The 22,513-nt window shown below is 71.5% G+C and carries 23 protein-coding genes; 14 read left to right on the plus strand and 9 right to left on the minus strand.

Features of this window, described 5'->3' with window-relative positions; all coding sequences use genetic code 11:
- The first annotated feature begins 23 nt into the window (after positions 1-23).
- Positions 24-197 (plus strand): hypothetical protein, encoded by a 174-nt coding sequence (locus C5C07_RS21585; protein WP_004972794.1) that lies wholly within the window; start codon positions 24-26, stop codon positions 195-197.
- 33 nt (positions 198-230) lie between these two features.
- Here the strand turns inward: C5C07_RS21585 and C5C07_RS04075 are convergent, their stop codons facing one another.
- Genes C5C07_RS04075 through C5C07_RS04090 form a run of 4 tightly spaced genes read right to left on the minus strand, consistent with a single transcriptional unit; the run spans position 231 to position 2,300 of the window.
- The gene (locus C5C07_RS04075; protein WP_004972792.1) at positions 231-686 is read right to left on the minus strand and encodes a DUF302 domain-containing protein; all 456 of its coding nucleotides are present in this window, start codon (positions 684-686) and stop codon (positions 231-233) included.
- Positions 687-736: 50 nt separating this feature from the next.
- Positions 737-1,348, minus strand: a complete 612-nt coding sequence (locus tag C5C07_RS04080; protein ID WP_115804608.1) for a GrpB family protein — start codon at positions 1,346-1,348, stop codon at positions 737-739.
- Positions 1,345-2,016 (minus strand): type II CAAX prenyl endopeptidase Rce1 family protein, encoded by a 672-nt coding sequence (locus C5C07_RS04085; RefSeq protein ID WP_049904948.1) that lies wholly within the window; start codon positions 2,014-2,016, stop codon positions 1,345-1,347. Before C5C07_RS04085 ends, C5C07_RS04080 begins: the two co-directional genes overlap by 4 nt.
- 2 nt (positions 2,017-2,018) lie before the next feature.
- A complete protein-coding gene (locus C5C07_RS04090; RefSeq protein WP_004972783.1) occupies positions 2,019-2,300 on the minus strand; it encodes a DUF5789 family protein in 282 nt (93 codons plus the stop codon).
- A gap of 172 nt (positions 2,301-2,472) precedes the next feature.
- Here C5C07_RS04090 and C5C07_RS04095 point away from each other — a divergent pair, with 172 nt between their 5' ends.
- The gene (locus tag C5C07_RS04095; RefSeq protein WP_004972781.1) at positions 2,473-3,471 is read left to right on the plus strand and encodes a hypothetical protein; all 999 of its coding nucleotides are present in this window, start codon (positions 2,473-2,475) and stop codon (positions 3,469-3,471) included.
- Positions 3,472-3,510: 39 nt separating this feature from the next.
- Here the strand turns inward: C5C07_RS04095 and C5C07_RS04100 are convergent, their stop codons facing one another.
- Genes C5C07_RS04100 through C5C07_RS04110 form a run of 3 tightly spaced genes read right to left on the minus strand, consistent with a single transcriptional unit; the run spans position 3,511 to position 6,256 of the window.
- The gene (locus C5C07_RS04100; RefSeq protein WP_115804609.1) at positions 3,511-4,074 is read right to left on the minus strand and encodes a Mut7-C RNAse domain-containing protein; all 564 of its coding nucleotides are present in this window, start codon (positions 4,072-4,074) and stop codon (positions 3,511-3,513) included.
- Positions 4,071-5,819: a DNA polymerase/3'-5' exonuclease PolX gene (gene polX, locus C5C07_RS04105; protein WP_115804610.1), complete on the minus strand. Its 1,749-nt coding sequence runs from the start codon at positions 5,817-5,819 to the stop codon at positions 4,071-4,073. The genes C5C07_RS04100 and polX overlap by 4 nt, the downstream gene beginning before the upstream one ends.
- Complete coding sequence (locus C5C07_RS04110; protein ID WP_004972771.1) at positions 5,816-6,256, minus strand: DUF5788 family protein; 441 nt, start codon at positions 6,254-6,256, stop codon at positions 5,816-5,818. Before C5C07_RS04110 ends, polX begins: the two co-directional genes overlap by 4 nt.
- Positions 6,257-6,400: 144 nt before the next feature.
- Between C5C07_RS04110 and C5C07_RS04115 the strand changes: the two genes are divergently transcribed.
- Both C5C07_RS04115 and C5C07_RS04120 read left to right on the plus strand, forming a co-directional pair.
- On the plus strand, positions 6,401-7,252 hold the full coding sequence (locus C5C07_RS04115) for a hypothetical protein (RefSeq protein ID WP_115804611.1): 852 nt from the start codon (positions 6,401-6,403) through the stop codon (positions 7,250-7,252).
- A gap of 207 nt (positions 7,253-7,459) precedes the next feature.
- Positions 7,460-8,809, plus strand: a complete 1,350-nt coding sequence (locus tag C5C07_RS04120; protein WP_050458731.1) for an alkaline phosphatase family protein — start codon at positions 7,460-7,462, stop codon at positions 8,807-8,809.
- Between the two features lie 57 nt (positions 8,810-8,866).
- On the opposite strand, the gene C5C07_RS04125 is transcribed toward C5C07_RS04120, so the two are convergent.
- A complete protein-coding gene (locus C5C07_RS04125) occupies positions 8,867-9,970 on the minus strand; it encodes a glutamate-cysteine ligase family protein (RefSeq protein ID WP_115804612.1) in 1,104 nt (367 codons plus the stop codon).
- Between the two features lie 207 nt (positions 9,971-10,177).
- On the minus strand, positions 10,178-11,260 hold the full coding sequence (locus tag C5C07_RS04130; RefSeq protein WP_004972763.1) for a tubulin/FtsZ family protein: 1,083 nt from the start codon (positions 11,258-11,260) through the stop codon (positions 10,178-10,180).
- A gap of 114 nt (positions 11,261-11,374) precedes the next feature.
- On the opposite strand from C5C07_RS04130, the gene C5C07_RS04135 reads away from it, so the two are divergent.
- From C5C07_RS04135 to C5C07_RS04180, 10 genes are all read left to right on the plus strand, one after another.
- Positions 11,375-11,956, plus strand: coding sequence for a hypothetical protein (locus tag C5C07_RS04135; RefSeq protein WP_115804613.1), 582 nt, complete (start codon positions 11,375-11,377; stop codon positions 11,954-11,956).
- Positions 11,953-12,414: a hypothetical protein gene (locus C5C07_RS04140; protein ID WP_004972759.1), complete on the plus strand. Its 462-nt coding sequence runs from the start codon at positions 11,953-11,955 to the stop codon at positions 12,412-12,414. The genes C5C07_RS04135 and C5C07_RS04140 overlap by 4 nt, the downstream gene beginning before the upstream one ends.
- Positions 12,415-12,446: 32 nt before the next feature.
- Complete coding sequence (locus C5C07_RS04145) at positions 12,447-14,429, plus strand: type II/IV secretion system ATPase subunit (protein ID WP_115804614.1); 1,983 nt, start codon at positions 12,447-12,449, stop codon at positions 14,427-14,429.
- Positions 14,423-16,198: a pilus assembly protein gene (locus tag C5C07_RS04150; protein WP_115804615.1), complete on the plus strand. Its 1,776-nt coding sequence runs from the start codon at positions 14,423-14,425 to the stop codon at positions 16,196-16,198. The genes C5C07_RS04145 and C5C07_RS04150 overlap by 7 nt, the downstream gene beginning before the upstream one ends.
- Before the next feature lie 90 nt (positions 16,199-16,288).
- The gene (locus C5C07_RS04155) at positions 16,289-16,759 is read left to right on the plus strand and encodes a hypothetical protein (protein WP_004972753.1); all 471 of its coding nucleotides are present in this window, start codon (positions 16,289-16,291) and stop codon (positions 16,757-16,759) included.
- On the plus strand, positions 16,737-17,129 hold the full coding sequence (locus tag C5C07_RS04160; protein ID WP_050458738.1) for a hypothetical protein: 393 nt from the start codon (positions 16,737-16,739) through the stop codon (positions 17,127-17,129). Before C5C07_RS04155 ends, C5C07_RS04160 begins: the two co-directional genes overlap by 23 nt.
- Positions 17,126-18,013, plus strand: coding sequence for a hypothetical protein (locus C5C07_RS04165; RefSeq protein WP_115804616.1), 888 nt, complete (start codon positions 17,126-17,128; stop codon positions 18,011-18,013). The genes C5C07_RS04160 and C5C07_RS04165 overlap by 4 nt, the downstream gene beginning before the upstream one ends.
- Complete coding sequence (locus tag C5C07_RS04170; protein ID WP_115804617.1) at positions 18,001-21,066, plus strand: hypothetical protein; 3,066 nt, start codon at positions 18,001-18,003, stop codon at positions 21,064-21,066. The genes C5C07_RS04165 and C5C07_RS04170 overlap by 13 nt, the downstream gene beginning before the upstream one ends.
- 57 nt (positions 21,067-21,123) lie before the next feature.
- The gene (locus tag C5C07_RS04175) at positions 21,124-21,543 is read left to right on the plus strand and encodes a DUF5791 family protein (RefSeq protein ID WP_004972745.1); all 420 of its coding nucleotides are present in this window, start codon (positions 21,124-21,126) and stop codon (positions 21,541-21,543) included.
- Entirely contained in the window at positions 21,540-22,436 is an 897-nt protein-coding gene (locus tag C5C07_RS04180; protein ID WP_115804618.1) for an SDR family oxidoreductase, read from the plus strand. The genes C5C07_RS04175 and C5C07_RS04180 overlap by 4 nt, the downstream gene beginning before the upstream one ends.
- Positions 22,437-22,513 lie beyond the last annotated feature (77 nt).

The following is a 22,513-nucleotide window of genomic DNA, read 5'->3' on the forward strand; positions in this document are numbered from 1 at the left end:
ACAGCCGGATAATACGTTCCCGCATGGTCCCGTTACAGGTACCCGGCGGTCCCGAACTGCTCATCATCATCCTCATCTACGGCATCTTCGCGCTCCTCCCCGTGGTCGCGGCGCTCGTCGCGCTCTACCTGCTGTACAAGATTCGGGGCGACGTCAAGCGCATCGCGGACGCGGTGGACGCGCGAGACGGGTTGTAAGTCGAGACGGCTGGATACGCTCGGTGACCTCGATTATGCCTCGGCCGCGTCGAGGTTGGCGAGCGCCTGTTCGACGAGTTCGCCCGTGTCGGCGATGATGTCGGCCATCTCGTCGTTGTCGGGCGCGATACCGATGAGCCGGGCGACGCGCATGATGCTCAGGTGGTAGACGACCTGCTTGCCCGGTTCCTCCTCCCAGATGACCACGTTGCACGGGAAGAGCCCGCCCATCTTCTTGTCGGTGGCGTCGAGCGCGCGGTCCGCCATGTTCGGGTTACACGCGCCGAGGACGTAGTAGGGGTCGCGGCCGGCGTCGACCTTCTCGTTGAGCATCTCGGAGGGCGAAAATTCGGTGGCGACACCGAACCCGGCGTCGGTGAACGCCTCGCGGACGCGCTCGATTGCCGCCTCGTGTTCCATCTCGAGGACGACGCGTTCCTCGCCGATGTCTTCCGGTTTGATGGCGCTGGGGTCGATTGGGAGTGCCATGACCCACCCTTGACTCCCCGGCGGGGAAAAGCTATGGTAGTGTGCTCGACCTACACGAGCGAGTCGTCGACTTCCCACGACGCGGCGTCGTCGAGCACGGATTCGACGAACGACGCCTTCGCGTTCGTGTACCGACTCCGGTCGTCGGGGTGCGCCTCGGCAAGTTTGCGCTTGTGTCGCTCGTACTCGGCCGCGAGGTCGTCGTCTGCGTGGAGCGCGTCGCGGAAGGTGACCTGCTCGCGGTGGCAGTCGCTCCCGACTTCGGTCACGGAGAGATAGTGCGTCCGCCGCCCGGGCGGGCCGCGGACGAAAAATTGGCGGTCGGGAACGTCGTCGTCGGGGCGCTCCTCGTAGCCCGCGGCTTCGAGCGCCCGCGCGACGCCCTCGGCATCGTCGAGGTCGGAGACGAGGACGAGCAGGTCGACGATGGGTTTCGCGGCCAGCCCCGGAACCGCGGTGCTCCCGACGTGTTCGAATCGGACGCTGTCGCCGCCTCCTGCGCCACCGAGTCGCGGTCGCAGGCGCTCGACCTCGCGCTCGTACGCCTCGCGCCAGCGCGGGTCGTGCGCGGCGAGTTCGACGGTGCCGCGGGCGAGGCCGAGCGACGGATATGGGTCGTCGGCCGCAGACCGGTCCTTGCGGTCTCCGCCACCGTCGCTCATAGCGGAATCGGGAGCCACTGGAGCGCCGCGGCGACCCGCTCGGGGGGGAACAGCGGCGGGTGGAGCACGAGCCAGTCCAAGAGGATGAGCCCCCCGCCGTGGGCGACGATGGAGGGCAGAATCGAGTCGCTCTCGTAGTCGACGAGGCCGAAGAGCACGTCCGTCGGTGCCGACAGGAGAATCTCTATCGGGGGCTTGCCGACGTGGTGAAACGCGTAGAGCACCGGGCTGATGAGCGCGCTCTTCCGGCCGATTTCGCGGACGCCGACGCAGAGCAGGCCGCGGTAGTACGTCTCGGCCGCGACGACGACGAGCAACTGCTGGGCCGCGTGCGGGAGGAAGTCGGCGAGGGCGGTCGAGGTGTGCCACATCGGGTAGTACGCCCGAATCGACGGCAGGCTCGACCCGACGAGGTAAAACGGGAGAACGAACAGCGCGAGGAGAACCGTGTTGCGGAGCGCCGCCCGGTCGACGTTCCAGCCGAGGTTGCGACCGTGGGCGAGCGCGAGCGCTCCGGGTACGAGGATGAACAGGAGGGCGTCGTGGACCGCGCGGTAGGTGAGGTCGCCGGCGGGAAGCGGCCAGAGACTCCACGCGGCCCCGACGACGCCCCCGACGATGAGGGCGCGGTAGAGCCACGGGAGGCGGGCGAGCCGGCGGCGCAACACCGTTATTCCGTCTGGACGGGGTCGCGGCCGACGATGTCGAGCACGTCGTCGACGAAGGTCTGTCGCGTCTCGAAGTAGGTCTCGTCGGCCTCGGCGAGCACGTCTTCGAGGCTCTGGGGACCGTCGGGCGTGCGGATGACCGCGTCGCCTTCTTTGTTCAGGATGCTGCTCTTTTCTTGCGGCCACGTCAGTCGGGAGGCGACGCGCGCGAGGGGCGCACCTTCGACGGACGCGCCCGTACCGAGTTCGACGGCGGGTGCCTCGTCTGCTTCCTCGTCAGCCATGCGCGAGGGTTAGCCACCGCGCATGATAATCCCTTCGAGATTCGCATGCGACGATGACGGGCCGGCGACGCGTCCGGCGGGCCGACGCGCGGATATCGACAGCCCGCGACGTGTCGAGAAACAGATAATCGTCTGACGCATCGTTTTAGGGGCTGCTTTCGTAGTCGGGGCCATGACCAGTCTTTCGGAGGCGTACCACGGCGGCCGGGGCGGGCCGAGTCTCCGACGGCTGTCCCTGGGCTTCGGGGGGTTCCTCCTCGGCGTGTTGCTCGTCGTCGCGGGCATCGTCGTCGCGACGACCGACGTGTACACGTCCGGCGGGGCGACCCTCGGCGAAGCGCGCGAACTCGGGGGCATCCTCGGAGGCATCGGCGTCCCCGCCGTCTTCCTCGGCGTCCTCGCTGTCCTCCCCGCGAGCCGTCGAACCCGCGCCGCGTCGCTCATCGGAGCGAGCATCGCCGTTCTCGGCGTCGCGCTCTTCTCGCACGCCTACCCGTGTCAGTGGACCGGCGCGACCTGCGGGGCCGGCCTTCCCGACCTCACCCTCGAAACCGTCGCCGTCTACTTCTTCGGCACGCTCACGACGTTCTGGTGTCTGTTCGTCGGCGTCGCCAACTTCAAGACGCGGAACGACCCCGGCGGCACGGCCACGGTCCAAGTGACGAAGAAGGGCGAGACCCGCGTCGTCGAAGTCGAGAAGTCCGGCGGCGGCCTCGGCGGCATCGGTTTCCTCGGCGGCACGCCCGACGGCGACGTTCAGACGCAGACGAACCAGTCGACCGCCGGTGCCGACCCGACCGCCGGCGCGACCGACGGCGGCGCGTCGACGCAGGACATCACCCCGCTCGACGTCGAACCCTCGGCTTCGTCCTCAGCCTCGGCCTCGACGTCGTCGGACGGGTCGAACGCCCCCGACGCCTCGGCGACGGGGCAGTCCGGCGTCGATACCGTCCAGTCGGCGGAATCGGAGCGCTCGCCGGCCGGCGCGGCCGACCACCCCGCCGCGGACCGCCCGGCGAACGCCACGGTCGGCGACCGCTACTGCGGCAACTGCACGTACTTCGAGTACGTCCGCACCTCCGACGGGCTCAAGCCCTACTGCGCGGCCCACGACGAGATGATGCGGGACATGGAAGCCTGCGACGAGTGGTTCCCGCGCCGCCGCGAGTAGTCCCGCCGCCGACCCGAACGACCGACGACCGCGTTCCGCTTACTGTTCTCCGCCGTCCAATCTCGCTTCCACGTCGCGCCAGTGGCTCCCGCGCCAGAACACCTGCCCGCAGTCGCGACACCGCCACAGCGCCGTCTCCTTCGGGTCGGGCGCGTAGTCGGGGACCGGTTCGTCGCGGCCGACGGCCTCCACGCGACCGTTACAGACGCCGCACCGCGACGGCACCTCGTCCAGCGAGACCGCGAAGCCGACCGATTCGAGTTCGCGGAGTTGCGCGATTGGCTCCCGCTCGGCGAGGAGAACGCTCCGCGGGGCTCGCTCGGCCAGTCGCACGTCGCGGGTGAGGAGGACGCGGTCCTCGGCGTCCGCCCGCGCGAGCAGGCTGTCGTCGCCGGGGTCGGTTCGGTGCTCGGGGCTGTCTTCGGAATCCTCCGCCTCGCCGCCGCCGTCGAGGGCGTAGGCGGCGTCGTAGCCGCACATCCGAAGGTACGTGGCGAGCTTGCCGAGCATCACGTCCAAGAGGAGCGCGGTGTCGCCGGGTGCCGCCCTCTCGACCCCCGAGGCGACCGTACCGGGGTGGTCTGACCCGATGTCGTCGGTCACGCGAGGAAGTCGGACAGCCCCTCGACCGACCGCGCGTTCAACACGTCCGCGGTCTCGACCCAGCCGCGGCGGGCCGTGTGGACCCCGTAGCGGGCGTGGTCGAGTTCGGCCGGTCGGTGGGCGTCGGTGTCGATGACGACCGTTGCACCCGCCTCGACGGCGATTTTGAGCGCCTCGCCGTTCAGGTCGAGGCGGTACGGGCTGGCGTTGAGTTCGAGCGCGACCCCGTGTTCGACGGCGGCCTCGGCGAGTCGCTCGTAGTCGAGGGGCAGGCCGGGGCGCTGATTGATGAGCCGGCCAGTCGGGTGGCCGAGGATGTCCACCGCGGGGTGTTCCATCGCGGTGACGAGTCGCTCGGTGGCCGTCTCGCGGTCCTGGTCGAGCGCGCTGTGTGGCGAGGCGACCACCACGTCGAGTCGGTCGAGCACGTCGTCGGCGACGGAGATGCCGCCCTCGGCGTCGATGTTGGCCTCGACGCCGGTGAACACCGCGATGTCGGCGTCGTCGGCGACGGCCCGAACCTCGTCGATCTGGTCGAGCAGGTCGTCGTCCTCGACGCCGACGCCGCCGACCATGCCGGGGCCGGTGGCGTGGTCGGTGACGGCGTAGTAGTCGTAGCCGCGTTCCTCGGCGGCCGCGACCATCTCGGCGACCGTGTTGTCGCCGTCGGACCAGTCGGTGTGGGTGTGGAGTTCGCCGCGGAGGTCGCCCTCCGCGACGAGGTCGGGCAGGTCGCCGTCGGCGGCGCGCTCGATTTCGCCGGTGTCCTCGCGCAGCTCCGGCGGGACGAGCGGGAGGTCGAGCGCGGCGTACATCGACTCCTCGGTGTCGCCGGCGACGCGGGTTCCGGCCCGCGGGCCGTCGTCGGGGTCGTCCACGTCGGAGACGTCGAACATCCCGTACTCGTTCATCTTGAGGCCGCGGTCGATGGCGATGTTGCGGAGGTGGACGTTGTGGTCCTTGCTCCCGGTGAAGTACTGGAGCGCCGCGCCGTACTCCGCGGGGGCGACGACCCGGAGGTCGACCCGCATCCCGTTCACCCGGACGCTCGCCTTCTGCTCGCCCGCCTCGATGGTGTCGCCGACGAGGTCCCACGCGAGGAAGCGGTCGATGACCGCCTCGGCGTCGGCGCTCTCGGCGAGCACGTCGATGTCGCCGACCGTCTCGCGCCACCGCCGCATCGACCCCGCGGGCTCGACCCTGCCGACGGCGTCGTGGTCGCCGAGGTACGAAAGCAGGTCGTCGGCGACGGGTCGCGCCTTCCCGAGGAGTTCGCGGCCGGTCGCCTCGCGGGCGAACTCGATGCCGTCGAGGATGTTCGCCTCCGTCTTCGCGCCGAACCCCTTGACCTCCTGTATCTCCCCGTCGCGGGCGGCCGCTTCGAGGTCGTCGAGGTCGGCGACGCCGAGCGCCTCGTACAGTTTGCCGACCGTCTTCGGGCCGACGCCCTCGACGCTCGTCAGCCCGGCCATGTCAACCGGGAGGTCCGCGCGGAGCTCCTCCAACTCCTCGATGCTGCCGGTCTCGACGTACTCGACGATTTTCGAGGCGATGGCGTCGCCGACGCGGTCTATCTCTTGGACCGCGTCTTCGCCCTCCGCGGCGAGTTCCTCGACGGGCTTCGGATGCTCGCGGACGTTCTCGGCGGCGCGGCGGTAGCTCGACGGCTTGTAGGCCACGTCCTTCGCCTCCAACAGGTCGGCGAACTCCTCCAGCAGGCTCGCTATCTCGTCGTTTCGGCTCATCGGCCGCCCCGTTTGCCCTTGCCGCCGTCGCGCCCCAGCGCCTTCTTCAGGAAGCTCATCCACCGCTTCTGGTCCGCGGCATTCTGGCGGTTTTCCTCCTGTTCGAGGTCGACCGCCCGAAGCTGTTCGAGGGCGTTCAGCGCCCGGTCGATGCCGACGATGTCCTCGGCCAGCCGCCGCCCCTCGTCGTAGCTCACCTCGTTGTCCTCGATTCGCTGGAGCCGTTCGAGGCGCTCGCGGCGGAGGTTCCGCTTCGCCTGGTCGACGCGCTCCCGCTCGCCCGAGGGGATGGTGTCGCGGCGCTTGATCTCGAAGACGAACTCCCTGAGGTCTATCTCCTCGCCTTGGACCTCGATGCGGTCGGGAATCTGCGTGCCGACGGTCGCACCCTCCCGATTGACGCGCTCCAAGAGCTGTTTACGCTCGAACTCCTTCACGTCCGGTCGTTGTCCCGCGCGGCACTTCGCTCCTTCGCCCGTTCCGACCCGACTCTCTCGACTCGCTGAGCGTCCGGCGGAGAAACAGGTCCGAAACCCCCGAATAACGGTTATTCTCTCGGCCGTCGTACTCTCTCCTGAACCATGTCCATTGATACCAATCAACATAGTAGTACCGACGCCCCGGACGCCGGCGACTCGTCGACCGCGTTCGGTCGGGCCCGGCTGTACGCGTTCTACCTGCTCGCGGTCGTGACGCTCGGGATGGCGGCGGTCTTCGTCAGCGAACTGCTCTCGTTCGCCGTCGTCGGCTGGGGCGCGGGCGGCGACGTGCTCGCCGAACACCGCCTGCACGTGATGGTCATCGCGGCGAACGTCTGGATAATCATCCTCGGCGTCGCGAGCCAACTGTACCGTCCGCTGAAGCGGGTCGCGCTCATGCAGGTGGCCTTCGCCGTGACGACGCTCGTCCTCGTCGGCACCGTCGTCGGCGGCGGGCCGGTCGAGGAGGTCGTCCCCTTCTTCGTGCTCACCGGACTGATGCTACTGTTCCATCCCGCGGGACGGGACGTCATCTCGGTCGGCGACGACTACAGCCCGGCGCTCCTCGGCCTCGTCGCGGTCGCGGCGCTCCCGGTGCTCGCGTTCGCGGTCAACCAGTTCGGTCTGCAGGCGACCGGCGACGTTCACGCCGTCGCCGGCCACTACATGGAGATGACGACGATGGCAATCGGACTGCTCTTGCTCGGTCTCGTCGCGGCCGCGGGCGCGCCCGGACACCGCTTCGTCGCGTGGCTGACCGGCGGCCTCGCCGTCTACTTCGGCGCGGTCTCGCTCGTCTTCCCGACCCAGGTGTCCAGCGTGGGGGCGATGTGGGCGGTCGCGCTCGTCGCGTGGGGGCTGGCGTTCGTCGTCGCGAGCGAACTTCGGGTCAGCGGTCGGACCGCCGTCGCTCAGGAGCGCCCGTTCTCGATGCCCGGGCAGCCGCGGGTCTAGGCTGCGCGGACGGTCCCGCACGCGGGCTGCCCGGCCGGTCGAGATAGCCTGATTCGCGTCTGACACGTCGTCGTCGGTGGTAGCGTCCCGCCCTCGTCCGGTGAGATTCGCCGCTTTCTCCGACAGCGGCCCCGTATCCGTCGTCTCTCGTCGCAAACTCCGGCGGAGAGACGAACCTTCTTATGGTTCTCTTGGATACCGTGAGGTATGGGTTTGTTCGACCGACTCCGCGGCAAAGACCACCCCCGCGTCGCCTTCATCGGCATCGACGGGGTTCCGTTCACTCTCCTCTCTGAGCATCCCGACGAGTTCCCCAACTTCGCGGCGCTGGCCGACGCGGGCTCGGCGGGCGACATCGACAGCATCGTCCCGCCCGAGTCCTCGGCGTGTTGGCCGGCGCTCACGACCGGCGTCAACCCCGGCGAGACCGGCGTCTACGGCTTCCAGGACCGTGAGGTCGGCTCCTACGACACCTACGTCCCGATGGGTCGGGACGTGCAGGCCACCCGCGTCTGGGACCGCGTCACCGACGCCGGCCGCAAGGCCACCGTGATGAACGTCCCCGTGACGTTCCCGCCCCAGCGCAACGTCCAGCGCATGGTCTCGGGCTTCCTCTCGCCCGGCGTCGACAAGGCCGCCTACCCCGACGACTTCCGCGACGCGCTCTCCGAGATGAACTACAAGATCGACGTGAACGCGAAGCTCGGTCACGACGAGGACAAGACCGCGTTCATGGAGGACGCCCGCAAGACGCTCGACCGGCGCTACGAGGCGTTCGAGCGCTACATCGACCAGGACGACTGGGACCTCTTTTTCGGCGTCTTCATGACGACCGACCGCGTCAACCACTTCCTGTTCAAGGACTACGAGCGCGACGGGAAGAACAAGGACGCCTTCATGGATTTCTACCGCACCGTCGACGACTACCTCGGCCGCATCCGCGACGCCCTCCCCGAGGACGTGACGCTCATCGTCGCGTCCGACCACGGCTTTACCTCCCTCGACTACGAGGTCCACTGCAACACGTGGCTCGAGGAGAACGGCTGGCTCTCCTACGAGGACGACGACCACGACTCGCTTTCGGACATCGACAAAGACTCGAAGGCGTACTCGCTCATCCCCGGCCGGTTCTTCATCAACCTCGAAGGGCGCGAGCCCCGCGGGTCGGTCCCGCAGTCGGAGTACGAGGACGTCCGCGACGAGCTCAAGGCCGAACTCGAAGCGCTCGAAGGCCCCGACGGCAACAAGGTCGCAGACCGCGTCGTCGTCAAGGAGGACGCCTTCCGCGGCGACCACGACGACATCGCCCCCGACCTCGTCGTCATCCCGAACCACGGCTTCGACCTGAAGTCCGGGTTCAAGGGCCACGACGACGTGTTCGGCGTCGGCCCCCGCAACGGCATGCACTCGTTCGACAACGCGACGCTCTACGTCGACGACCCCGGTGCGGTCATCGAGGACGCCGACCTCTACGACATCGCGCCGACCATCCTCGACCTCATGGACATCGAGTACAGTCGCACTGAACTCGACGGCGCGAGCCTCATCCAGCAGTAAGCGACCGCTTCGGCTTCCGGTTCCGTCTTTTCCCAGTCGCTCGCGGTGGTTTATCGCTTACTGCCGGACCGCGTTCCAGACGTCCCGTTCGAGACGGTCGGCGTGAGCCAGTCGCACCTCTCTCGCCTCGGCGGCCGTGACCGTCTCGCGGTCGGCTACCTCGTGCGACACAGGGCTGTACGCGTCCACGTCGAACCCCATCCGGTCGAGGTACGACCGCACCGCCTCGGAGTCGAGGCCGTCCTCGATGGCGGCGTCGACGTAGCCGAGAACCGCGTCGAACTCGGGGAGGACGACCCGGTCGTCCGTCACGCCGCCGGCCTCGCCCTCGATTGCGAGGGCCGCGTCGTCGAGGCGGTTCACCACGCCCGCGACGCTGTTCGCCAGCCTGAGCACGTCGCTCGGGAGCGCGCAGTCCGGCGAGCGCCACTCGACCGTGCCGAACTCGGCTCTGAGTTGCACCGGCGTCCAGACCGCGCTCTCGGGGTCGAAGTTCGCCTCGACGGTCGCCCGGTCGACGCCCGCCTCCTCGGCGCGCACGACGAACTCCTCGAACCGGCGTTCGAGGCGGCGCGACCACTCCCGCGTGTCGTCGGCGTAGCGCCACAGCCGGCCCTGGTGGGGCACGTCGTCGTAGGTCATCCGGCGGTACAGCTTCGACCGCGCGCCCGCCGCCAACCGCGTCCCGTCGTAGTACGGCGAGGAGTTCACCAGCGCCAGCGCGGGGTCCAGCGCCACGAGCGCGTTGTACTGGTCGATTTCGCGGCCGGGGCGCTGTTCGACGTGGACGTGCGTCCCCACGCAGTGCCGCGCGTACCGGAAGTCCGACCCGATGACGCGGTTCTGGATGCGGGTTCGGTCGCTCTGACGCTCCGTCACCGTCTCGGTACTAATCGGCGTGGCGAGCGGGACGAGCCGCTTTCCGACGTCCTCGGCCCGCGAGAGGACGTCGCCGAGCCGCTCGTACAGCTCCTCGTGCAACTCGGCCGCCGAGTCGCACGGCGTCGTCTTCACCTCCAACACCGGCTCGACGAACTCCCGCTCGGCCCCCGGCGAGGCGTCGACGAGTTCGCCCGGGTCGGTGAGCGACCCGTCGCCGTCGGTGACCCAGTACTCGACTTCGACGCTTCGCCGGAGCGGGTCGACCGCCGACTCAGACATGGTGACCCCGGCGTCGCGCCGAGACGGCTCCTACGCTCATCGTTTCGTTCCACCCACATCCAATCATTGGTAACACATAGCACGGATTGGGGGCATGACGGAAAAGTCATTCGCAGATTAGGGGAGAAGTCCGCCATTCGGTGGACGAACGTCTTGAAAAAGTGGAATTATGTGGTCGTTAGTCGCGCCAGTGTTGGCCGGTCGCCATCACAGCAGGTCGTCGAGGTCGTCGTTGTGCCACATCTCTTTGGGGTCCTCTCGCGTTTCGGTCTTCGCCTGGTCGATGGCCTCGCGGGCGCGTTCCATGAACGACTCGACCCGCTCGGAGCGCTCGACGCCGCCGAGGAGGACGAGCGACGCGAGACGGCCGCTCTCCAGCGGGAAGTCGCCGCCGCGGACCTGCAGGCTGCCGGTCTCCTCTTCGACCCAGCGGCGCGCTCGCTCGACGCCCTTCCGCGGGATGGTGTCGGGTTCGCCGGCGATGATGACGAGCGCAGAGTCCGCGTCGCTGGCGTCCGGCAGGCTCGTGCCCGTCAGCACGGCGCGACGGGTCGTGCTCATGACCGCGTTGATGTTGTCCTCGGCGTCGGGAGAGGCCTCGGCGCTCGCGTAACCGAGCGCGGCGATGCCCCCGGAACGGAGGGTGTTGATGACTTCGGAGGTGTCGACGACGCTCTCACCGACGCCCTCGGTCGCCTCGCCGGCCGCCAAGAGCAGACCGACCCGCCGGGCGATGGCGTCGTTGATGGCGTCGTAGCCCTCGCTCATCGACTCGCCGGACGAGCGGAAGGCGTCGTTGTCGACGAGGAGGACGGCGTCGGACTCGCGGGCGATGGTCTTGAGCGAGCGGCCGGCGTTCACCTGATACATCGCTCCTTCGTCTTGTCCGGGCAGGATTCCGAGGACGTACACCGGCACGTCGTAGACGCGGCGGAGCGCCTTCGCGAGGACGGGCGCGCCGCCGGACCCGGAGCCGCCGCCGAGCCCGGCGACGACGAAAATCGACTCCGCTTCGGCCGTGACGCGGCCGTCGAGGGCGGACATGACCTCGGTCTGGTCCGCCTCCATGACCTCGGCTCCGAGCTCGTTGTCGCCGCCGACGCCGTGACCGTTGACGCGGTCTTGGCCGATGAGCACGGTCTCGACCGGAAGCGGCTGGAGGTCCGCTTTCGCGGTGTTCACCGCGACGGCGTCGAGCACCGCGCCGAACCCCATCTGTCGGTCGAACGACTGGAGGGCGGTGGTGAGCTTCCCACCCGCTTGGCCCACACCAATCAGGACGGTTTTCATACCACAGTCCACTCCGTCGCTCGTCTTGAACGTTCCCCACGGGAGAACTGCTCGGCCGCTCGAACCCCGTTCGGTCCCGGAGCTTTATCAGGGATAACGGGACCAGGCCGCCCCATGACAGCCGACCCAGTCCACTTCGACGCTGACGGTGACGCAGACGCCGGCACGCCCGCTTCCCGCGGACCGGTCGCGGCGGACCACACCGCCGACCGCACTGCCGACCTCGCCGCGCGGCTCGACGCGGTCGAGCGAACCATCACCGACGGCGACGCCGACTTCTCGTCGCTGGAGGACCTCGCGTCCGTCGAGCGTCGGGTCTCCGAGCTCGAATCGGCGGTCGAGTCGCTCACCGAGCGCCTCGACGAGGTGGACGCCGCGACGCAGGCGGTGCGCGGCTACCTCGGCGGCGTCCGCGCGGTCAACGAGGACGTCGAGCGCCGGGCGAACGCCGCGCTCGCCAAGGCCGAATCGCTCGAAGCCGACCTCGTCGACGAGACCGCGTCTCCCGCGCCGTCGCAGTCGGCCGACACGCTCGCCGCGGAGGCGGCGTCGCACGCCGAACGACCCGCCGACGGGCGCGGCGGTACTCCCAGGCGCGAACCTAGCACCCGAGCCACCGACTCCCGGGCCGCCGACTCCCGAGCCGCCGACTCCGCCGACCGCGGACTGGCCGCCCGCCTCCGCGACGCGCTGTGATTCGCGTCGTCCTCGCGTGCCTCCTCGCGGTCGCCATCGCCGGCGTCGTCTTCCCGGCGGCCGACGCGGCGAGAGCGGACGCGACGACCGTGAAAATCGGCTCGATGGCCGACGACGTCGCGCACGCCGCGACGGCGCTTGCGGCCGCGGAAGACCCGACACCCGCCGGTGTGGCGGGTGCGCGGCGGCACGTCGTCCTCGACGTTCCGGCCGGGTCGTGGCGGGCCGCCGGCGTCTCCGAACTCGCGGTTCGCGGCGGCGACGGCGTCGAACTCTCGGCGAGCGTCGCCGGCGGCCCGACCGTCGTCCGTCGCGTCGGCGGTCCTCGGATTCGCGTCGTCGGCGACCGACTCGTCCTCGGGCCGGGCGAACACCGACTCAGGCTGACGCTCGAAGCCGACGCGGGCGGTTCGGTCGTCGTCCTCGCCCCCGCGACGGCCGACCCGCCGGCGGCGTAGGTTCAAATACCCGGACGGGACCACGCCCCCGTATGCCCCTCGACTCCTCTTCCATCGGACCCCTCTCCGAAACCGTCGCCGCGGCGCTCCCGGACGCGCTCGGCGACCGCCTCGCCGACGCGACCGGCGTTCGGGTCGCACCCCGCGATTCTCCCGACGAGTGTGGCTGTGTGACCGCGTTCTCGACGCCCGCCGACCGCCCCGACGACGACACCGTGACGCTCGCGGTCGACGCCGGGGACTGCCCGCACCGCGGGTCGCTCTCGACCGCGCCCGCCTGTCGAGCGACGGTCGTGGGCGCGCTCGAAACCCGCGACGCCGACCGGCTCGTCGTCCGCGCCGACGGACTGGAGCGCCGGTACGACGACGCCGCGACCGGCCTGCTCGTCGCCGCCGGCCGGTTCGCGGAGCGCGTCCGCTTCCGCGACGACCGCCTCGCCGACCGCGCCCGCGAAGACCCGCTCGGGGCCGCCCACGAGGCGACGGGTCGCGCGGGGCCGGTCCGCCGCGCGGCCATCGAGACCGGACTCGCAGCGGGTGCGTCTCGAAGCGCCGACTACGGCGACGCGCTCCGGGCGGTCGTCGGCCCGACGCTCGCGCGCTCCCGAGTCGACCCCCGTCCCCCGGCCGACGGGCGACTCGTCGGAGCGACCGACCTCGACACCGGCGCGGTCGCCCGCCGGTACGAGAGCGCTCGCGGCCCCGTTTACCACCTCACGCCGCCCGAATCGGCGCTCGACCAGCGCGCGGCGCGGACTCTCGAAGCCGCCCACGACAGACTCGCCAGCGGTGCCGTCGACGCCGGCCCGCGCGCACCGGGCCGCGCCGTCAGACTCGTCGCCGACCCGGACGACCCGGTCGAGACGCTCGCGGCGATACTGGCGAAGCACACCGCGGGCCACGGCGTCCTCGACGACCTGTTTTCCGACCCCGCGGTCTCGGACGTGTACGTCTCGACGCCCGCCGACGAGAACCCGATTCGCGTCGTCGCCGACGGCGTCTCGATGCCGACGAACGTCCGCCTCGCCCCCGGCGGGGCGGAGTCGCTCGCCTCCCGCCTGCGTCGCGTGAGCGGCGCGTCGTTCTCCCGCGCCGACCCGACGCTCGACACCGTGGTCGAGGCCGGCGGCGCGACCGTTCGGGTCGCGGGCGTGACCGCGCCCGCTAGCGACGGCCTCGGCTTCGCGTTCCGCCGCCACGACGAGACGCCGCTGACGCTCCCCGCGCTCGTCGCCAACGGGACGCTCTCGGCCGAGGCCGCGGCGCTCTGCTCGCTCGCGGTCGAACGCGGTGCCTCGGTCCTCGTCGCCGGGTCGCGCGGGGCCGGCAAGACGACGTTCCTCGGCTCGCTCCTGTGGGAACTCCCGCGCGACGTTCGTACGGTGCTCATCGAGGACACGCCGGAGCTTCCGGCGTCGAACCTGCTGGACGCCGACCGCGACGTGCAGACGCTCCGAACCGACACGACCGGCGGCCCCGAACCGACGCCGCAGGAGGCGCTTCACGCGGCGCTCCGGTTGGGTGACGGCGCGCTCGCCCTCGGCGAAGTCCGGGGGGAGGAGGCCGCCGTCCTCTACGAGGCGATGCGCGTCGGGGCGAACGCCAACGCGGTCCTCGGAACGATTCACGGCGACGGGGCCGCCGACGTGCGCGAGCGCGTCGTCTCCGACCTCGGCGTCCCGGCGTCGTCGTTCGCCGCGACCGACCTCGTCGTCACCTGCGAGCGCGCGAACGCTCACCGGGTCGCACGCGTCGAGGAGGTCCGGCCCGTCGGCGACGACGCGACGTTCGAGACGCTGTTCGAACACGACGGACGCACCCTCGAACCGACGGGGTCGGTCGCGCGCGGCGACAGCCTCGCGGTCGAGTCCGTGGCCCGTCCCGACGAGTCGTACGCGGACGTACTCGACGCGCTCGACGCTCGCGCTGCGCGTCTCGAATCGCTGGCTGACACGGGACGAACGACGCCGGACGACATCGCCGCGGCCCGCGCGGAGCGTGGTTCGGGATGCTGAGTCCGGACACGGCCACGAGCACGGGAGCGGGAGCGGACTCCGCTTCGACTCGGATACTTCACTCGGCCGCGACGACGCTCGCGCGGCTCTCGCCCGACTCAATCGACGCCGAGCCGAGCGACGACCTTCGTCGGTCGCTCGCGTTTCTCGGCTCGAATCTCGCCCCCGAGACGGTCGTCGCCGCGGGCTACGGCTCGTCGCTTCCCGCCGGGCTACTCGGCGGACTGGTCGCCCATCTCGCTCGACTCCCGACCGTCACGGTCGTCTTCGTCGCGCTCGCGGCCGCGCTCGGTGCGGCCCACGCGATTCACACGCTCCCGGTCTGGCTGGCGACGCTCCGCCGGACGCGGGCGCTCGGGAACGCGCCGGAACTCGTCGGCCGTATCGCGCTCCGGATGCGCATCGAGCCCTCGGTCGAGCGGGCCAGCGCGTTCGCCGCGCACGGCGGCGACGACCCGCTTTCGGCCTCGCTCGCCGCACACGTCGACCGCGCCCGCGGGACGCCGACGGCGGGGCTCTCCGAGTTCGCCGACGCGTGGCGCACGTGGTTCCCGGCGCTCGACCGCTCGACTGCGCTCCTGCAGACCGCCGCCGACGTTCCCGCCGGCGAGCGCGACCGGGCGCTCGACCGGGCCCACGAGGTCGTCCGCGAGGGGACCCGCGACCGCCTCGCCGACTTCGTCGGCTCCGTCCGCGGGCCGGTGACGGCGGTCTACGCCTTCGGCGTCCTGCTCCCGCTCGCGCTGGTCGGCGCGCTCCCGGCCGCCCGCGTCGCCGGCGTCGGCGTCACCGCCGGGCACGTCGCCTTCGTCTACGACGTGGCGCTTCCCGCCTGTCTCCTCGCCGCGGTCGGATGGGTGCTCGTTCGGCGGCCGGTCGCGTTCGCGCCGCTCTCGGTCGACGCGTCTCACCCCGCGGTCGACGACCACCGCGCTCTCGGCGTCGCCGGTGGCGCAGTCGCCGGAATCACCGGCTTCGTCGCCGCCGACGCGCTCGTCGCGCCGTGGCTCGCGCCGCTCGCCGCCGTCGGCATCGGAACCGGAACCGCGCTGTTCGTCGCGGCCCGCCCGGTCGTGGCGCTCAGAGCCCGCGTCCGCGCGGTCGAAGACGGCCTCTCCGACGCGCTCTACCTCGTCGGTCGCGCCGTCGGCGAGGGCGAGGCCGTCGAATCCGCGCTCGCTCGCGCGGCCACCTCCATCCCGGGCGAAACCGGCGACCTGCTCGAAGAGGCCGTCGGCGTCCAGCGTCGCCTCCGCGTGGGCGTCGTCGAGTCGTTCCGCGGCGAGTACGGCGTCCTCGAATCGACGCCGAGCCCCCGCGTCGCGGGCGTGGCGACGCTCCTCGGCCTCGCCGCCAGCGAGGGTCGACCCGCCGGTCGCGCAATCGTCTCGATGGCCGACCAACTCTCGGCGCTCTCCCGACTCGACGCCGAGGCCCGCCGCGAACTCGCCTCGGTCACGGAGACGCTGTCGAACACGGCCGCCGTCTTCGGGCCGCTCGTCGCCGGTGCGACCGTCGCGCTCGCCGACGGGATGGCCCCCGCGAAGACGCTCGACCAGACGGCCGTCGCGACGCCGCTTTCGACCGCCGACCTCGGGCTGGCCGTCGGCGCGTACGTCCTCCTCTCGGCGGTCATCCTGACGACGCTCTCGGTCGGCGTCGAACACGGTCTCGACCGTCACCTCGTGGCCTCCCGCGTCGGCCGCGCGCTCGTCTCGGCGACGACGACGTTCGCAGTCGCGTTCGCCGCCGCGGGGACGCTCGTCTGAGTCGCGGTCCTCGGGACGCTCGTCACCGGTTCCGTTTCCGTCGCCGTCCCGTGCTGAGGTTTATATACCCGGACGGGACCACCCCGGTCTATGCTCGACGCACCGCTCGATACGCTCTACACGTGGGCCGCGCTCTCGGTGGCCGCGACCGTCCTCGTCGGGACGGTCGCCGGGCTCCCGACGACGCCCGCACCCGACGCCTCGGGAGTCGCCGACGCCGTCGACGCCGTGGCCGTCGCCGAGTACGACGCGACCGCCGAACACGAACTCGACGCCGACGCCGTCCGCATCGGCTCGCACCGAATCGGCCTCCGCAACGACGGCGGCGCGGCGCACGCCGCGTTCGCCTTCGGCCCGGTGACGCCGGCGACCCCCGACTCCCGGCTCGGGTCGGTCGCCGCCGGCGCGTCCCCGAGCGCCGTCTTCGACTCGCCCGCCGCGTTCGCCGCCGCGGCCGAGACCGCACGCGACCGGAACGCCTCGTGGCGGCCCGCCAGCGAACCGCTCGTCGTCCGCCACGTCACCTGGGAGGGAACCGATGTCACCGTCGTCTCGGCGTAGGGCGCAGACCTCGCCGGTCGCCGCGCTGACCGCGCTGTTCGTCGTCTGCGCGGCCATCTCGGGCTACGCGACGGTCCTCGACGACTCGCTACCGACGACCGACCGCGACCTCGCGCCGGCGACGCTGTCGAACGTCGAGTCCGCCCTCGCCGACGACTCCGGCGTGGTCGTCAGCTCCCGGCTCTCGGACGCGCTCGACGCCTGTCCGGACGGGTTTTCCTGCCGCGTCGTCGTCGCGGTCGACGGCGACCGCCGCGCCGTCGGCCCCGCCGCGCCTACCGACGCCGACGCCGATTCGACTCGGGTCAGCGTTCGCGTCGAACCCGGTCGCGTCGGCTTCGGGACGCTCCGCGTCGAGGTGTGGCGATGACCGACCTCGTCTTCGACGTGACCGTCTGCTTGCTGCTCGTGACCGCGAGCATCGGTCTCGTCGTCACCGCGGACGCCGGCGCAGACACCGGAGTCGGCCGTGACACCGCCGCTATCGACGCCGACGGGGTCGCCTCGTCGCTGGCGACGAGCACCGCGACGGTCACCTACTCGCTCGCCCCCGGCGTCGAGGCCGCGGACCCGTCGCTCCTCGATGCCGGCGGCGTCGACGCCCGCGAACTCGACCGAACCGCGCACGGCAGCCTCGCCGGCCTCCTCGCCCGCGCGACACTCGGGGCGGTGACCGTCGACGGCGTTCGCCTGACCAGCGCCCGCGACGACTTCCGGGCCCGGGCCGCCGCCCGCGTCGCGTCCGAACTCCCGACTCGCGGCGTCTCCGTCGCCGTCGCGTGGACGCCGTTCCCCGGTGCGCCGGTCCGCGCGACCGACGCCCTCGGACCCGAACCGCCGTCCTCGGAAACGGTTCACTCCGCGACGCTCGACGTGCCGAGCGGGTTCCCCGCGGCGCGCGAAGACGCTGTCGCCGCCAGCGACGACGGCTTCGACGCCGTCGCTCGCGTCGCTGCGAACCGGACCGTCGCCGGGCTGTTCCCGCCCGCGCTCGCCCGCCTCGCGCTCCGCGGCGACGAGCCGGTTTCGACGCTGATGACCTACCGGTACGAACGAGCCGGCGCGCTGGTGAACGCCTCCGTCGCGCCCGAAGTCGCCCGCGAGGAGACCCGCGCCGCCAACGCCGACCTCGCGGCCGCGCTGGCTCCGCGCTTCGCCGACGCGATGCGCGCCCGGTACGACACCCCGCGCGCCGCCGCCGAAGCGGTCTCCGTCGGACGCGTCACTGTCGTCGTCAGGACGTGGTCGGCGTGAGGCTCGCCGACGACGACCGCGGTCGGGTGCCCTTCGCCCTGCTCGGCGTGTTGCTCCTCGTCGGGAGCGCGACGTTCTCCGGCGCGCTCTCGGCTCACGACCCCGTTGCCGACCGCCGCGTCGACGACGCGATGGACCGCGCGACCGCACAGGCCGACGCCGCCGTCCGCGCGGCGGTCGGAGACGCGGCGCGCGAGGCCGCGGCGAACCCCGTCACCTCGCCCGCGAACACGACTGTCGGGCGACTGCTCTCCGACGAGCGTCCCTTCCGCGACTACCTCAGACTCCGCATCGCGCTCGCCGCGACGGAGCGGCTTCGGGCCGTCTCCGTCGCCCGCGGCGACGTGAACGCGACCGCGACCCTGCCGCGACCGACGAACGAGTCGGCCCTCCGCGACGCGATGGACCGCGTCTCGATTTCGGGCCGCGAGAACGGGACCGTCCTCGTCGCGACCGTCGAGAACGTCTCGGTCGAGGTCGCTCGCGGCGGTCGCACGGTCGCCGCCGAGTCCGTCACCGCGACGGTCGGCGTCCGGACGCCCGTCCTCGCGCTCCACGACCGAACCGAGGCCTTCGAGCGCCGCCTCGACGCGAACGCGCTGGACGGCGGCACGCTCGACGCGACGGTGACGACCGCGCTGTGGGTCTCGGCGTGGTCCCGCGGCTGGAGCCAGTACGCCGGCGCGCCCGTGGACAACGTCGTCTCGAACGACCACGCGGCGCTGGCGACGAACGCCGGCGTCCTGCTCGCCGAACAGCAGGCGTTCGGAACCACCGACGCCGATGCTCGCGGGGCGACCGGGCGTGCCGCCGTCCACGCCGGTGCCCGGAGCCTGCTCTCGCAGACCGGCGTTCCGGCCGCGCCCGAACTGGCGAACGCGCTTCCCGCACCGAACCCGTCCGCCGAGTCGGCCGCGAACGAGATTCCGACGAACCGGACCATCGACGCCTCCGTCGGCTCTGCGGCCGACCACGCGCTGGTCGGTCTCGTCGACGGCCACGGCGACGCGCCCACCTCCGACGACGTGGTCGCGGACGCCCATCGCGCCACCGTCGCAATCGAAGCCGACGCGACCGTCGTCGCCCACAGCGACGACCCGCCGGTCGACCTCGGAACCGAGTGGGAACTCGTCGACACCGCGACCGAGACGGCGTCGTCGGTCGAGACGGTGGCGACGCGAACGCCGGCGCTCGAAGCCGATACCGTCGTCGTCGACGCCGGCTCCCGCATCGTGACGACGAGCGAGACGACCACTCGGACGTGGCGTCGGGGCAACGAGACGTTCCACACCGAAGAAACGACGGAGACGAGGACGCGCGTCGACCTCGCGGCCGTCGTGGACCCGGCCGCCGTTTCCGCCCCAGAACGACCTCTCGACCCGGCGGTCGAACCCGGCGGCGCGCTCGACGGCGAGAACTTCGCCGCGGCCGCGGACGCGGCCGAAGACGCGGTTGCGACCCGCGGCGGCTTCGATGACCTCGCCCGCGACGTCGCCGACGGCGACGCGCCCGCCCGACAGCAGACGACCGCACCGATGGCTCCCGGCCTCGACCGCTGGATTCGCTCCGACCTCGTCGCGCTCGCCGACCGCGTCAAAAACCGCAGTGTGACGGTGTCGGCTCGGCGGGTCGCCGCGGGCGAGGTGAACCCCGCCGCGGAACTCGCCGCCGGACTCCGCGCCGACCGTCCCGAACTCGTCGGCGCGCCGGCCGCCTACGACGGCGTCTCCGACCGGGCGCGAGTCGCGGTTCGCGCCGCGTACCTCGACCGCGTGCTGGCGGCGCTCGACCGCCGGGCGAACCGGACCGCGGCGGCGACCGGCGCGGCCGACGACGCGAGTACGGACGCGAACCTCGGGTCGCTCTCGGAGGCGGTCCGCGCCGAGGAGGTCGCTCGCGCGACGCTCGGCGAGACGCGAGCGGACGGCGCGAACGGAACCGACAACGAAACCGGCGTCCGATTCGTCCCCGACGCGGACCCGATGTACCTCTCGCTCGGCGGCCTCTCGGGGTCCGCGATGCCGACCGTCTCCCGCGGCGGCACCTACCACCCGCTCGTCGCCCGCAACACCAACCTGTTCACGCTCCCCTACGGCGACGCCGCCGACACCGTCCTCGAACCGGTGTTCGGCGCGAACCGCCGCGTCCCGCTCCGCGTCGCGGCCCGCGCTCTCCTCGCCGCCGACTCGACGCTCGCGGCGACGAACGGCACGAACGAGACGCTCGCCGACCGGCGCGACAGGCTCGAAATCGCGGTCGACCGGTCGACGGTTCCCGCCGAAGAGGCCGCCGAGGACGCGCTCCGCGCGCACACCGACCGCTCGGTGACGGAGCGCCAGCGGATTCTGGAGCGCGCGCTCGGCGAGTGGGACGACCCGGCCCACCGGGCGCTGGCGGTGACGAACGGCTCCGCGGCCCGCGCAATCGCCGTCGAGGCCGCCGGCACGGGAACCGTCGAGGCCGACCTTCTCGAACGCCGCCTCGACGAGGCGTTCCGAACCGTCCGCCGGGACCGCTCGACGACGGTCCCACAGCGGCTCACGAACCGGACCGTCGAGACGACGCGGACCGCCCGTCAGCAGGCCGTCGCCGACACGGCGACCGACGCGGCGATGAGCGCCACCGAGAAGGCGGTCACCGACCGCGTGAACGACACGCTCGATTCCCGCTTCGACACGTCGTTCAAGCGCGTCCCCGCCGGGATGCCCGTCGCGCCCGTCCCGGGGTACTGGTACGCGACGGTCAACGTCTGGGACGTGGAAGTCGCCGGCGAGTTCGCGCAGTTCCGCGTCCACGCCCGCGGCGACGCCGAATCCCTCACGTACGCCCGCGACGGCTCGACCGTCGCTCTCGACTGGGACGGCGACGGCGTCGCGGAGACGGTCGGCCACGGCGACCGCGTCACGTTCGACGTTGAGACGACAATCGTCGTCGCGGTGCCCCCGTCGGGCGTCGGCGTCGGCGACACCGACGGCGACGCGGACGAGCGCTCCGAGGGCTGGGCTGGCGGACCGGGATGCACCGTCGCGGGCGACTGCCATGCGGACGGGTAGCCGCCAATACGACCCGAGTGGCAACCGTTTTGCCGCCGGAACGCCGAATCGCGGTGTATGTTGCACGACGCCGCCGCGGAGCCCGGAACCCTCTCGGCAGACGAGTTGCGAGCCGCCTACGAGGACGAGATTCGCCGCGCAGTCGACGCCGCCGGGTCGGAGACGGCCGCCGAGGCCGCCGGCGTCTCGGAAGCCGCGCTCTCGAACGGCGTGTTGGACCTCACGCTCGAACAGGCCGCCGCGGTCCTCGAACTCGCCGACGGCAACCCCGACGCCGACGCCATCGTCTGGGAGTTCCGCGACCACCTCCTCATGGGTATGACGAGCGGCATCCTCGACGTCGACACGCTCGCGGCCGAGGTCGACCTCGACCTCTCCGGACAGGAGATTCAACAGGCAATCGAGGGGCGCACGGCCGCCACGCTGAACGAACTGGCCGCCATCCACCACGTCATCGCCGTCCGAAACGAACGATGAGAGTCGCCATCCTCGGCTGCGGCTACGTCGGCCTCGAACTCGCACGCACGCTCGTCGCCGACGACCACGACGTGTGGGGCGTCCGCCGCTCCGACGACGGCCTCGCCGCCGTCGAAGCGACCGGCGCGGAAGCGGTCCGCGCCGACGTGACTGACGCCGACTCGCTGGCGTCGGTCCCCGACGTGGACCACGTCGTCTTCGCCGCGAGTTCCGGCGGCCGCGGGGTCGACGCCGCCCGGACCGTCTTCGTCGAGGGTCTCCGAACGGCAATCGACCAGTTCGCCGCCCGCGACTCGCCGCCAGAGCGCCTCGTCTACACGTCGAGCACGGGGGTCTACGGCGATCACGGCGGCGACTTCGTCGACGAGTCGACGCCGCTCGACCCGACGACCGACAAGACGCGCGTCCTCGCGGAGGCCGAGCGCGTCGCCCGCGAGCACGCCGCCGAGCGTGGAATCGAGGGAACGGTCACCCGGTTCGCCGGGCTCTACGGCCCCGACCGCTACCGGCTCGAACGCTACCTGAACGGCCCGGTCACCGCGGGCTACCTCAACATGGTCCACCGGGACGACGCCGCGGGCGTCGTCGCGTACCTCCTCGAAACCGACCGCGCCCGCGACGACACCGTCCTCGTCGTCGACGACGAACCCGTCTCGAAACACGAGTTCGCCGACTGGCTGGCCGACGAGTGCGGCGTGCCGCGTCCGGAGAAGCGCACGAAGGAAGAACGGCTCGACGTCGGCGACCTCTCGGAGGCCGCCCGTCGCCGCATCCTGACGAGCAAGCGCTGTTCGAACGACCGCCTCCACGACCTCGGCTATTCGTTCACGTATCCGACGTATCGCGAGGGTTACCGGGCGGCAATCGACGCCTACCGGGCCGGCGACGACTGAGCGTATTCGGGGGGCGACAGGTTCGAATCCCCGAAATTCTGTCACTCAGGACAACTCGATTAGGGGGAATATTCATA

Source organism: Haloferax sp. Atlit-4N (genome assembly GCF_003383025.1).
Classification (GTDB): Archaea; Halobacteriota; Halobacteria; order Halobacteriales; family Haloferacaceae; genus Haloferax; species Haloferax gibbonsii.